At 36.1% G+C, this 12,643-nt stretch carries 11 protein-coding genes; 10 read left to right on the top strand and 1 reads right to left on the bottom strand.

All coding sequences use genetic code 11. The features are described 5' to 3' along the window. Nucleotides 1-18: 18 nt before the first annotated feature. On the bottom strand, nt 19-1,239 hold the full coding sequence (gene eis / locus H3T55_RS08170; RefSeq protein WP_087639935.1) for an enhanced intracellular survival protein Eis: 1,221 nt from the start codon (nt 1,237-1,239) through the stop codon (nt 19-21). 140 nt (nt 1,240-1,379) lie between these two features. Between eis and H3T55_RS08165 the strand changes: the two genes are divergently transcribed. The 10 genes from H3T55_RS08165 to H3T55_RS08120 all read left to right on the top strand — a co-directional run bounded on the left by H3T55_RS08165 (nt 1,380) and on the right by H3T55_RS08120 (nt 12,570). Continuing rightward, the gene (locus tag H3T55_RS08165; protein WP_225534065.1) at nt 1,380-1,997 is read left to right on the top strand and encodes a histidine phosphatase family protein; all 618 of its coding nucleotides are present in this window, start codon (nt 1,380-1,382) and stop codon (nt 1,995-1,997) included. 170 nt (nt 1,998-2,167) lie between these two features. Next, nucleotides 2,168-4,003: a translation elongation factor 4 gene (gene lepA / locus H3T55_RS08160; RefSeq protein ID WP_087639937.1), complete on the top strand. Its 1,836-nt coding sequence runs from the start codon at nt 2,168-2,170 to the stop codon at nt 4,001-4,003. 651 nt (nt 4,004-4,654) lie between these two features. Then, nucleotides 4,655-6,004 (top strand): ribosome small subunit-dependent GTPase A, encoded by a 1,350-nt coding sequence (gene rsgA / locus H3T55_RS08155; protein WP_225550134.1) that lies wholly within the window; start codon nt 4,655-4,657, stop codon nt 6,002-6,004. A 28-nt stretch (nt 6,005-6,032) separates the two neighbouring features. After that, nucleotides 6,033-6,458 carry a VOC family protein gene (locus tag H3T55_RS08150; protein WP_225534063.1) on the top strand — a complete coding sequence of 142 codons (426 nt, stop codon included), beginning with the start codon at nt 6,033-6,035 and terminating at the stop codon, nt 6,456-6,458. Nucleotides 6,459-6,529: 71 nt separating this feature from the next. Then, on the top strand, nt 6,530-7,258 hold the full coding sequence (locus H3T55_RS08145) for an ABC transporter ATP-binding protein (RefSeq protein WP_087639940.1): 729 nt from the start codon (nt 6,530-6,532) through the stop codon (nt 7,256-7,258). Nucleotide 7,259: 1 nt separating this feature from the next. Continuing rightward, on the top strand, nt 7,260-7,976 hold the full coding sequence (locus tag H3T55_RS08140; protein ID WP_087639941.1) for an ABC transporter permease: 717 nt from the start codon (nt 7,260-7,262) through the stop codon (nt 7,974-7,976). 409 nt (nt 7,977-8,385) lie between these two features. After that, complete coding sequence (locus H3T55_RS08135) at nt 8,386-8,925, top strand: DUF1697 domain-containing protein (protein ID WP_225534062.1); 540 nt, start codon at nt 8,386-8,388, stop codon at nt 8,923-8,925. A 107-nt stretch (nt 8,926-9,032) separates the two neighbouring features. Beyond that, a complete protein-coding gene (locus tag H3T55_RS08130) occupies nt 9,033-9,680 on the top strand; it encodes a GNAT family N-acetyltransferase (RefSeq protein ID WP_087639943.1) in 648 nt (215 codons plus the stop codon). Between the two features lie 132 nt (nt 9,681-9,812). After that, a complete protein-coding gene (locus tag H3T55_RS08125) occupies nt 9,813-11,828 on the top strand; it encodes a HelD family protein (RefSeq protein WP_225534061.1) in 2,016 nt (671 codons plus the stop codon). Then, nucleotides 11,815-12,570, top strand: a complete 756-nt coding sequence (locus tag H3T55_RS08120; RefSeq protein WP_225534060.1) for a MerR family transcriptional regulator — start codon at nt 11,815-11,817, stop codon at nt 12,568-12,570. Before H3T55_RS08125 ends, H3T55_RS08120 begins: the two co-directional genes overlap by 14 nt. The last annotated feature ends 73 nt before the right edge of the window (nt 12,571-12,643 follow it).

The raw sequence follows: 12,643 nt of genomic DNA, 5'->3' as shown, positions 1-12,643 counted from the left end.
ACTCGGTAAAAAAGTGACTCAAAAATAATCGCTAAAATAAGCTTCCTGATCAGGAATGATCCGTTCTAATGAATGCAATGTTTCTTTATCAGTGATCAGACGCTCGATTCTGTGAAGATAGGTTGGTCTGCGATAATTCATCAAAAGACAAGTCAATGTTTGAATATCGATCGTTACAGGCTGTCCTAAGGGTTCATCGGAAATAGTGACTTGATCTTCTTCATCCCACATCAAACTGAAAATGCCATTGTTCCATTCAGCCACCGGATCACTGACTACGAAGTGAAACGGCTTTGCAGTACTTGAATAAGGATAAGCTTGAAGCATTTCTTTGACATCAACGATTCGCGCCATGTAGTAAGGTTCGATCGTCTCTTTGATTTGACTATCCTCAAGTAAAAAAGCGAGGGGCTCATTTTTATAAATATCGCCAGTAGCCCAATAGATCATTGAAAAATGAGCGGAGATAAAGTTCCATAAGCCATTTCTGGCTTCCTGATTGATATAAAACATTTCTTTGATGTGAAATACTTCTTCAGCGACCCAATAAAACAAGACACCTAAAGGCTCCTGATTTGCGCCATAATACACGGCGGCTGTTCGTTCCTCTTCATTTTCAAAGCGCCAGTATTCTTCCCAGTTGAACTCACTGCGAATCAATGCTCCGTGATTTTGACGGGCAAACTTTGCATAAACCGAAAAAACATCCTCATGATCTACATTGACCCGCTCTACCATTCCAGGAACAGCTACTTGTTTGGGCAGCTGTGTGTCACGTATTTTAAATGACAGCTTGTCAGACATGATTTCCCAGCCTTTTCTACGATAGTAAGGAATATTATATGGATAAAGATAGGAGATCCATTGTTTATCCTGCCGCATGTTTTTAAGGGCTAGATGGATCAGATCCTGCATCAATCCATGATTAGCATACTCAGGATAGGTACCGACACCAGTGACTCCGCCCATTTTGAACAAGGTACCATGGATATTGACTTCACAGGGATAAATAGCGATTTGAGAAATCAACTTATCTTCGTGAAACCAGCCAAAAACTTTTGATTGTTCCAAAATTGGCTGTTTGGATTTAATCAATTCTTTTTTACTTTCATAACCGCTTTCTTCTAAATCTGCTTCTGTAAATTGGAAAACATAGCTCAATAGCTCATTGAACTGATCAACATATTTTTCATCAACAACTTTTAACTCTAAATTTTCTCTGAACTCTTTTTGGTCCATTTTTCCATCTCCAATTAATTTTCTATCCTCAGTATATCAAAAAAAATGGAATATACAGAGTATTTGCTTATTAAAAAAGAATTAAGAGGCAATCGATTGGCTTAAAAGTATGTTACTCTTTGGTGAGAGGAGATGATGTAATGAAAAAGAAGCTTTATTTATTACGGCATGGTGAAACGGAATTCAATAAAAAAGGGATCTATCAGGGGATTTTAGATTCTCCATTGACGGATGCGGGCGTACAGCAAGTTCAGACCAATGCTTTTTTGCTTAAACGAAAGTTGGCAGATGTTCAAGACCAACAGATTCTTTTTCTATCAAGTCCGTTGGGAAGAGCTATTCAAAGTTCAAAGCTAATACAGCAAATATTAGATCGCAAAGAATTGACTATAGTGACTGACGAGCGTTTGAAGGAAGTTGATATCGGTGAGTGGAATGGGAAGAATAGAGAACAGATTCAAGCACAACAGCCAGAGCTTGAGTTAAATACTTTTAATTGGTACTTTAAAGGACCAAATGGCGAAAGTCTCTCTGATGTAGCAACTCGCTGTAATGAATGGTTAGCTGATTTGGAAAAGGCTGAGGAAGAACATGTGATCATCATGGCTCATGGACTTCTTGGGAGAGTACTGCGAGGCTGTTTCTCAAAGCTGAAAGAAGAAGAGTTGTTAAGTTTAGAAGTGCCGCAAAGAGGCTTTTTTTTATTGGAAAACCAACAGTCCATCTACGTGACAGATCATTTTGACGAATACGAATAGATTGATTCTAGTATAAGTCGTTTGATTCATGGGAAAGTTCTTTAATTCTAGGTGAAACCTTGTTATAATGGTAAGTGCTGATTGAAAATGATCGGAGCTAAGAGTCTTTGCTGAAGGTATTGAAAAAGCAAAACTGATTTAGCTGTTTATTAAAGAAATGAGGACAATAAATGAATATAAATGAAATGAAACAAAGACAAGAAAAAATTCGTAATTTTTCCATTATTGCCCATATTGACCACGGGAAATCGACGCTTGCCGATCGTATTTTAGAAAAAACAAATACGGTTACATCAAGAGAGATGCAGGATCAATTGTTGGATTCTATGGATCTTGAAAGAGAACGGGGTATCACGATCAAGCTGAATGCAGTCGAGCTTACGTATACCGCAAAAGACGGCGAAACTTATATTTTTCACTTGATCGACACCCCAGGACATGTGGATTTTACGTACGAAGTATCTCGTAGTCTTGCTGCCTGTGAAGGTGCGGTTTTAGTTGTTGATGCAGCCCAAGGGATCGAAGCTCAAACATTAGCTAATGTTTATTTAGCGTTGGATAACGACTTAGAAATTTTACCGGTGATCAATAAAATCGATTTACCAGCGGCAGATCCCGAACGTGTTCGGACTGAGATCGAAGATGTGATCGGAATCGATGCTAGTGAAGCAGTTTTAGCTAGTGCTAAAGCAGGGATCGGTATTGAAGATATTTTAGAGCAGGTCGTAGAGTATGTGCCAGCACCAGCTGGCGATTTAGATGCACCGTTGAAGGCATTGATTTTCGACTCTGTTTATGATAGTTACCGTGGTGTCGTATTGAATGTTAGGGTCATGGATGGTGTAGTTAAACCAGGTGATAAGATTCAGATGATGAACAATGGTAAAACGTTTGATGTAACCGAAGTCGGCGTCTTCTCGCCAAAAGCGGTTGCTCGTGACTATTTGATGGTCGGTGATGTCGGTTATATCACGGCCAGCATCAAAACAGTACAAGATACTCAAGTTGGGGATACAGTCACATTAGCAGAGAATCCAGCACAAGAAGCTTTGCCGGGATATCGTAAAATGAATCCAATGGTTTATTGTGGTCTATATCCAATTGACAATTCCCGATACAATGATTTACGAGAAGCATTGGAAAAACTTCAATTGAACGACGCTGCATTACAATTCGAACCAGAAACATCTCAAGCCTTAGGCTTTGGTTTCCGTTGTGGATTTTTAGGATTGCTGCATATGGATGTCATTCAAGAGCGTTTGGAACGTGAATTTAATTTAGATCTTATCACGACAGCGCCTTCTGTTATTTATCATGTCAATAAAACGGATGGCTCACAAGTCGTTGTTGATAATCCAGCTGATTTTCCTGAACCAGTAACGATCGATTCTGTAGAAGAACCTTTTGTTAAAGCACAGATCATGGTACCGAATGAGTATGTAGGCGCGGTAATGGAATTGTCTCAACGTAAACGGGGAGAATTCGTAACCATGGATTACTTAGATGATTATCGTGTAAATGTAGTGTATGAATTACCTCTATCGGAAATTGTTTTTGATTTCTTTGATAAGCTAAAATCAAGTACAAAAGGCTATGCTTCACTAGATTATGAAATGTCTGGTTATAGAACTAGCCGACTTGTGAAAATGGATATCTTATTAAACAGCGAAAAAGTCGATGCTTTAAGCTTTATCGTGCATAGAGATTTTGCTTACGAACGGGGCAAAGCTATCGTAGAAAAATTAAGAAAACTGATTCCAAGACAACAATTTGAAGTGCCGATCCAAGCAGCGATCGGGCAAAAAATCGTGGCTAGATCAGATATCAAAGCATTGCGTAAAAATGTCTTAGCGAAATGTTATGGTGGAGATGTTTCTCGTAAACGTAAATTATTAGAGAAACAAAAAGAGGGTAAAAAACGAATGAAACAGATCGGTTCGGTGGAAGTACCTCAGGAGGCCTTCATGGCAGTTCTGAAAATGGACGAGGACGAACCGAAGAAATAGGATTTTAAATAGGAGGCCTAGTGTTATCAGCCGTTTTTGGTTGTTAAAAAACATCCAAACTTCTTTAATAAACATTTTTATTCATGCTTGTTTCACTATTGGTATAGTATAAAAGTATCTTCGAAAGAAGGTACTTTTTTTGTACAATCAAATTGAGTAAGAAATCGGGTTTATGAGAAGAAAATATCTTTAAAAAATAAAATGAATTAAGATAAGTTGCCAAATAGGAGAAGAAACGTTGTTTCTTTAAAAGGTTTCATTTTGATAGTTCAGATTTAGAAGCTCCAAAATACGAAATTGAAAGTTGATTTAGTTTAACAATTTTGCTATACTGACCTTGAAAATAATTAAGCCATCTAAAAATGAATGGAGTATGCTTGGTGAGTGTAACAGGTATTTAATCAATAAGCTGAATAGACAAATAAACGTAGGTTTATTTGTTGTGCTTGTAGAAGTGATATCTGTCGAATAAATAGGATTATTGTAATCTTAGACGATAGGGTGACTATCGTCTTTTTTGTATTTTTTAGAAGGCTGATTATTTTGGACAGGTATCTCTTAAGAACAAATGGAAATATTTACAAATCGATGAAATCAAATAGATTTTCGTATCAATGAAAAGATTTCCCTTTTGAAAATAGGAGAAAAAGTATGAATACAACAAAAATAGTGAATCAGATAGTTGAAATAAAAGCTCAAGTAGCTGCTGTTCATAAATATATATTTGAAATAATAAGTGAGGAAGGTATAAGATTTGCCCATATTAAACGAGGACATTACCTCAATGGACAAGTAGATTATCCAGCAACTGGTGATTATGTAATGATAAATTGGCAAGGAGAAGATAAAAGTCAAATTCTTCGTACATTGCCTCGACGCTCTACTTTATCTCGAGCTGACCATGTTGAAAATAAAGAACAAATAATCGCTACGAATTTTGATTATATCTTTATTCTTCAAGCAGTAAATCAAGATTTCAATATTCGCCGTTTAGAACGTTATCTAACTCTTGCATGGCAGTCCGGTGGAGTACCAGTAGTGATTTTGACTAAAAGTGACCTCAATGAAAATCATGCTGATCTGATTTTAGCAGCACAGCAAGTCGCAATTGGAACAACCGTTCATATTGTTAGTGCACATACAAAAGTAGGACTGAAGGAGCTTGATCGTTATTTGAAATCAGATAAAACAATTGTTTTAGTAGGTTCTTCAGGAGTTGGCAAATCAACATTGATCAATAGTTTAATGGATAAAAAGGTTATGAAGGTCAAACAAATTCGTGAAAAAGATGGAAGAGGTAGACATACAACGAGTCATCGTCAATTATTTGTTTTGAGTAGTGGTGCCAAAATAATTGATACACCAGGTATGCGGGAAGTCGGCATATGGAATGCGTCAGAAGGTCTAGAACAAAGTTTTTCTGATGTAGAGCATTACTTTGGAAAATGTAAATTTAGAGATTGTCAGCATCAAAGTGAACCGAACTGTGCCATTAAAACAGCGCTGCAAGCCGGTGACCTATCTCTTGAAAGATGGGAAAGCTACTTGAAGTTACACGCAGAAGCAAAATATATCAGCAACAAAACTGCCTATTTAAAAGAAAAAACGCAGACAGAAAAAGGCATTAGTAAATTAGTCAAAGAATTAAAAAGTAACTATCAAGTCAATGCTTGCTTAGAAAGTTTTATTTGTAAAGAATGTGGAAGAGCAGTAAATCCAGAATACGCTGGAAGTAATCACCGAAATCATTGTCCTTATTGTTTAACAAGTATCCATGCAGATAATTTACCTGGCGATCGTGCTTCATTATGCAAAGGAAAAATGGATGCAATCAGTATTTGGTCAAAAAAAGATGGTGAGTGGGCGATCATTCATCGTTGTAGAAGCTGTGGAACATTAAAGTCAAATCGAATCGCAGCAGATGATGATCAAAATCGTTTAGTTGATTTAGCAAATAAAGCGATACAACACCCGCCTTTTATAATAGAAAATACAAAATAACTTTTAGTAATAAGAAGGAGGAGACGCTATGGCTTACAATATCCATCATATACAGATCACAGTAGAGGACGTAAAAAAAGCTGAGCCATTTTATGATCAACTATTTGCACTCTTAGGTTTCGATATACAAAAGAAATACTCTGGTTATTTAGAGCACGCAGATATGGAAGTGATCGAATATTTAAGTGATACATTTGATTTCGGTATTTCTTCGCCCAAAAGAACATTTGCTAAAGAGAAAGTTGATTCAAGGAAACCCGGTTCTATTCAGCATATTGCTTTTAAAGCAGGGAGTAAACAGGAAGTAGATGAAATTTTTCCAAAAATTCAAGCGCTGGGTGTAAAAATTCTTCATGGCAAGCCTAAGGAATATAAAGAGCGGATCGCACCAGGTTATTACGCATTATTTTTTGAAAGTCCAGATGGTATTCGTTTTGAAATTTTCCATTATTGAAAACCCTCCACTAGACCACCTTCCAATCATTTTTGGCTAGAATGAATCTAGAAAATGATTGGAGGGAAAAGATGATCGATCAAAAAAACAAGGCAATTGAAGTGAAAGATCTAGTAAAAACATTTGGAGAAAAACGTGCAGTTGACAAATTGAGTTTTACTGTAGAGAAAGGGACGATATTTGGATTGCTCGGTCATAATGGGGCAGGCAAATCAACGACGATCGATTGCCTCTTAGGTACGCAAAAATATGATTCCGCAAGTATTACCTTGTTAGGCAAAGACCCAAGAAAAGAGCGAAAGAAGCTCTTTCAATATGTGGGTGTCCAGTTTCAAGAAGCAGCTTTTCAAAATCAGTTGAAGGTCAAAGAAATCTGTGAAATTACTCATTCCTTGTACAAAAAGCCGATTGACTGGATGAAAACACTGGATGAATTCGGTCTTTCAGCAAAGTTGAATTCGTTTTTGGCTACATTATCAGGCGGAGAAAAGCAAAAGCTATGTATTTTACTAGCGATCATGGGAAATCCGGAGATCATATTTTTAGACGAGTTGACAACAGGACTTGATCCCAAAGCAAGAAGAGACGTTTGGCGGTACTTGCTGATGCTTAAAGAAAAAGGTGTGACTATTTTTCTGACTTCACATTATATGGATGAAGTAGAAACCTTATGTGATCGTATTTTAGTCCTAAAAGAGGGCAAAGAAGTGGCAAGCGGTACAGTAGCAGAAATAATATTAGAAAGTAAAAAAGACACACTTGAAGAAGCTTTTCTAACACTTATCGGGGAAGAATATTAAGATGAAGACATTTTGGTTACTTTATAAATCAGAAGCAAAACTGTCGATAAGAGAAATGTCTTCCATTATTTTTGGTATTTTTGTTCCGCTTGGCATTGTTTCTCTTATGGGATTTATGGATTCTAGTAATGATTCGCTGAATACAGCTTTTGTATCAGTTTCGACTGTAGGAATTTGTTCAGCAGGTGTGATGGGTCTTCCTCTGGCATTATCTTCTTACCGTGAACGAAAAATCTTGAAAAGATATCAGGTTACACCAATTAGTCCGATCCAATTACTTTTGGCTCATCTACTTTTTTGCTTTACGATCAGCATTGTATCGATGCTGTTATTATTAGGCGTATTAGCTGCTTTCTTTCAATTTTCTTATGTTGGCAACTGGGCTTACTTTATCCTCGCTTATCTTTTAGTGATGATTTCCATTCATGCCATTGGTTTGATCGTTGCCAGTTTATCTCCTAGTGAAAAAGCAACGGGCGCGATAAATTCAGCAATCTTCTTTCCAATGTTCTTTTTATCAGGAGCGACAGTTCCTTATGAAATCATGCCAAAAGGACTACAGAAAATAGCGGATATTATGCCATTGACGCAAGGCATCAAGTTATTAAAGGCTGTTACGTTTCGAGAAGAAAATGGGATACTTTATATGGTTTTACTATTAACAGCTATTTCCATTATTGGAATTTTTATTGCTGTGCGCTATTTTAGATGGGAATAAGGATAGTTGTTTATAGCTAATTCTTCATATGTTGAGAATAGTTTAGATAAACTTTGTGCGAAAGCATGATTAAAATAGCTACTCTTATTTATTCTACTTATCTCGAAAATAATCGAACCATCTAAAAATTGAAAGGAGCATGTCTGGTGAGCATCACAGGTATCTGATCAATAAGCTGAAAAACGGATAGACTACGGTCTATTTGTTAAGCTGGTAGAAGTAGTCTTTTTGGAATCATAGGATTTTTGTAGACTTAGACGATAGTTTTATACTATCGTCTAAGCCTGTAAACAAAATTAAATTTGAAAAACAACATTGAATATGCGTCTATAATTATTCAATCGTACTTTTTTACTTTTGATTCTGCTACAATTTACTAAACCAAAATTTATAGAGGTGGAATTGCTATATGGAAAGATATATTGCACTATTAAGAGGTATCAACATAAGCGGCAAGAATAAGATAGCTATGTCTGAGTTAAAAGTAAGTTTTACAGAACTGGGATATTCAGCAGTTTCTACACATCTCAACAGTGGGAATGTTGTTTTTTCCAGTGATACAGACACTATAGATATTCTTGCAGATACAATAAAAACGACGATAAAAAATAAGTTCAAACTGGACATACCAGTTTTTGTTATTTCCCAGAAAGAACTGGAAGATATATTAGATAAGGCTCCTGCATGGTGGGGGGGAAATAACAAAGAACTATATGATAATTTAATTTTTATGTTTCCTAAATTATCGTATGACGAGTTTTATAGTGAGATTGGGAGTCCTAAAGATGAGTATGAGAAAGTATACAATTATAAAAATGCTATCTTCTGGTCTTTTAAGCGTAAGGATTATCAAAAGACAAATTGGTGGTCAAAAACTGCCCATTCTAAAGTAAGTGACAAGATCACAGTTAGAACAGCAAATACAGTAAGAAAAATAGTTGAAATTTAGTCAGGAAGATTCATATTCAATATCTTAATGATACTCATTTAGATGGCCGGATTGTTAAGACAGATTATATTAAAAAAAAATAAAAGAACTATTACTAGGAGGAAAATATGACTATTACGATTAGACATGAAGACGAAAAAGATTATAGAATCGTAGAAGAAATCACACGAGAAGCATTTTGGAATTTATATTTTCCAGGAGCAGTCGAACATCTACTGGTTCACAACATCAGAAAACATCCTGACTTTATCCCCGAATTGTCCTTCGTTATTGAATTAGACAATCAGATCATCGGTAGTATTTTCTACACAAAAGCGAAAGTGATCGATAAGGAGGGGATCGAGCATCCGATCATAACTTTCGGGCCAGTGAGTATTTCACCAGAATATCATCGACAGGGATTCGGTCGGATGTTGATTGAGCACTCACTTGCTGAAGCGAAAAGACTAGGCTTTAATGCCATTATTCTTGGCGGCTTTACGTATCATTATCATCCATATGGATTTGTAGGGACAAAGAAATATAATATATCGATGCCTGATGGTAAATTTTATACTGGCGTAATGGCATTGCCTCTATTTGAAGGTGCATTAGATGGCATAAGCGGTAGCGTTCATTTTTCAGAAGCGATGTATCCAGATGAATCCATCTTAGATGATTTTGACAAAACATTCCCACCAAAAGAAAAAAAAGTTCTACCGCATCAATCAGACTTTGAAAAAGCTGTCAGTGAAATTGATACGTATGATTACTGATTGAAAATGAGAGAATCACTTTAAAAGAAAATTAGAAAAAGAACAATCTATCTATTGTAAAATTTCCAAACCCTACACTATACCACCAATGTACCCTTTCTTGATAAGATCATTGAGAAAGGGGAAGTTATCATGTCAAATACTAAAGAAAATGAACGTCTAAAAGAAGTCATAAAAAAAATTGAAAAGAAAATTGAACAAATCGATGGGACTGTAAATGCCAATGAACAGGCTTATAAAGATATCAAAAAATATACAGTTGAGTATAAAAATGAATTGGACAAGTATGAGGTTTACAATCACCAGCAAAACTTAAGTTTTATTGATAAGCGTAATAACTTTGAAACGAACATCAGAAAAAAGCTGGCATATTTAAAAGAAACACCTTACTTTTCAAGAATTAAGTTTCAGTTTGAAGATGACGAAGACGTAGAGAATTTTTACATTGGTAGGTATGGATTTGCGGATGATCTAGGACAGCAGCTGATCTATGATTGGCGTGCACCGATTTCCTCATTGTATTATGATTTTAGCTTAGGTTCTGCTTACTACGAGTCATTAGGAAAGAGATTTTATGGATATTTAAAAGGTAAACGGCAGTTTGAAATTGAAAAGGGCGAGATTAAATTTGTTGTCGATACAGATGATACAGTGAATGATGACTTTTTGATGAATGAGCTGAGTAAAAATACTTCAAGTGAAATGAAGACCATTATTCACACGATTCAAAAAGAACAAAACGAAGTAATCAGAGATGTAAAAGCCAAGAACTTGATTATCCAAGGTGTGGCTGGTTCTGGAAAAACATCTATCGCCCTCCATCGAATTGCTTATTTACTTTATCAAAAAAGAGAAGAGCTGCAGGCTTCAGATATTTTGATTCTGTCACCAAATGATGTTTTCTCCAGTTACATTTCAACTGTTTTGCCAGAATTAGGAGAAGATGAGCTAAATCAGCTTGAAATCACGCAGCTTGTCCAACCAATGATTGAAGAAAAGCTAACAGTAACTGACAGACAAGGTGAAATAGATCGAATCGTAGAAAAGCCAAAGTCAAAAGAGGCTGAAACCTACTTGTATAAACGATCAGAGAAATTCTTTTTGTCCTTGAAAAACCATATCCAACAGCTAAATAATAGATTGTTTTCTGAAGATATTATAGTTGATCATCAGTACACATTTTCAAAAAAAGAATTGGAAAAAGTAAATAATACTCTTACGGAAAGCGCATTGCTCGATAGAGCTAAGCAATTAGCACGGCAATTAAGTAAGATCGCACCTGAAAATGAACAAAATCATATACGCGAAGCAATAGAAAAAGAGTTGCGAAACAGGTTGCAAATAACAACTAGCTTGAATGAGTACGTGAACTTCTTGATGTTAGAAAAGATTCCCTTTAATCAAAACAAAAATAAGATTGATTATGCTGATCTATTTCCATATCTCTATTTCAAAATGAACATTGAGGGAATTCTTCCCAATCGTCAAATCAAACATATTGTTATTGACGAAATGCAAGATTATTCGCTGCTGCACTTTTATGTGCTGGATCGTTTGTTTCCTTGCCAAAAAACAATTTGCGGAGATGTCAATCAAGATTTACTGACAACCGAAATGAATTTTTTAGAGCGACTACAAACCGTTGTTCCAAACAACCGTGTAGTCGCATTCAATACCAGTTATCGTTCCAGCTATGAAATAATTAAATTTGCTAAACGATTTACGACAAATAATGCACTCACTCCGATTGAACGTCACAATAAAGAAGTTGACCTTATGTATGTTGATCACCAAAAGGAAAAACAAGAAAAGCTAATCAAAATAGTAGAAAGATTTGAAACGTCAGCACATAAAACCTGCGGCATCATTTGTCAAACTTGGGATGAAGTTGCTAAAATTGAAAAAAAGCTCTCTTCTTATGAAATCACTCGTTTTGGGAAGCAGTCCACAGCTATGACTGAAGGTATCATTATCACGACGCCTCAATATGCTAAGGGCTTAGAGTTCGACCAAGTGATTCTGACAGATATCAGGAAGGAACAATTATCGGCAAAAAGCAATCTTCTGTATACAAGCTGTTCTAGAGCACTTCATGAGCTAACGCTTTTTATTTTGAATGATGGGGGAGAAACGGATGGACACGTATAAAACGTCTGAGGTAGCAAAAATAGTTGGTTTTCATCCTAACACGATTCGACGCTATGAGGAGTGGGAACTGATTCCAAAGCCTCAAAGAGCTAAAAACGGCTATAGAATATACAATGAGTATCATGTTGAATTGATAAAAACTGCAAAAGTTGCTTTTCAGGTCGAGGTGCTCCAATCTGGATTAAGAGCAATGATGAGAGAGCTGATCAAAGCTTTGGCAAAATATGAATTTGCTGCAGCAACAGCACTGCTCAACGATTATGTATTGGCTATCGATCAAGAGATCGATGAGGCGAATGAAGCGATTCATATCGTTGAAGATATGATCAATGGAACGATCGAAGAGGAAGACATTTCTTTAAAGCGTAGTGAAGCAGCGGATTACTTAGGCGTGACGACAGATGCGTTAAGAAACTGGGAACTGAATGGCTTGTTATCGTTAAAGAGAAGTGAAAATGGCTATCGCATTTATGCAGCAGATGATCTAAAGCGATTAAAAATCATTCGTATATTACATTCAGCAAAATATTCATTAGAATCCATTTTACGCTTACTTCATTTTGTCGATCGCAAAGAAGAACATGATATAAAAGCTATTTTGAATACCCCTGAACCATCAGAGGACATCATCTCCGTCTGTGATAAGCTGATTCTCTCTTTGGAGAAGGCTAAAATAAATACAGTCGAATTAGCCGAACGTATCGATACATTGAAAAAAATTGCTGCGACAATGGATGTGTAAACTATTATATAAACAACAAAAAGTTTTAAAGAAAGAAGGCGGAAGGTGTGGAGCAACAACTTGGACTTTGGGA

It is taken from the genome of Enterococcus sp. S22(2020) (assembly GCF_020295385.1).
GTDB classification, from domain to species: domain Bacteria; phylum Bacillota; class Bacilli; order Lactobacillales; family Enterococcaceae; genus Enterococcus_L; species Enterococcus_L dunnyi.
Note: the sequence above shows the minus strand (reverse complement) of the source record. Positions and strands in the feature narration are given on the sequence as shown.

What these genes read in the sequence shown, in the direction of transcription:
- H3T55_RS08130 (WP_087639943.1), top strand. Translation starts at nt 9,033, where the DNA reads ATGACTATTACGATTAGACATGAAGACGAAAAAGATTATAGAATCGTA.
- eis (WP_087639935.1), bottom strand. Translation starts at nt 1,239, where the DNA reads ATGGACCAAAAAGAGTTCAGAGAAAATTTAGAGTTAAAAGTTGTTGAT.
- H3T55_RS08165 (WP_225534065.1), top strand. Translation starts at nt 1,380, where the DNA reads ATGAAAAAGAAGCTTTATTTATTACGGCATGGTGAAACGGAATTCAAT.
- rsgA (WP_225550134.1), top strand. Translation starts at nt 4,655, where the DNA reads ATGAATACAACAAAAATAGTGAATCAGATAGTTGAAATAAAAGCTCAA.
- H3T55_RS08135 (WP_225534062.1), top strand. Translation starts at nt 8,386, where the DNA reads ATGGAAAGATATATTGCACTATTAAGAGGTATCAACATAAGCGGCAAG.
- lepA (WP_087639937.1), top strand. Translation starts at nt 2,168, where the DNA reads ATGAATATAAATGAAATGAAACAAAGACAAGAAAAAATTCGTAATTTT.
- H3T55_RS08150 (WP_225534063.1), top strand. Translation starts at nt 6,033, where the DNA reads ATGGCTTACAATATCCATCATATACAGATCACAGTAGAGGACGTAAAA.
- H3T55_RS08125 (WP_225534061.1), top strand. Translation starts at nt 9,813, where the DNA reads ATGTCAAATACTAAAGAAAATGAACGTCTAAAAGAAGTCATAAAAAAA.
- H3T55_RS08140 (WP_087639941.1), top strand. Translation starts at nt 7,260, where the DNA reads ATGAAGACATTTTGGTTACTTTATAAATCAGAAGCAAAACTGTCGATA.
- H3T55_RS08145 (WP_087639940.1), top strand. Translation starts at nt 6,530, where the DNA reads ATGATCGATCAAAAAAACAAGGCAATTGAAGTGAAAGATCTAGTAAAA.
- H3T55_RS08120 (WP_225534060.1), top strand. Translation starts at nt 11,815, where the DNA reads ATGGACACGTATAAAACGTCTGAGGTAGCAAAAATAGTTGGTTTTCAT.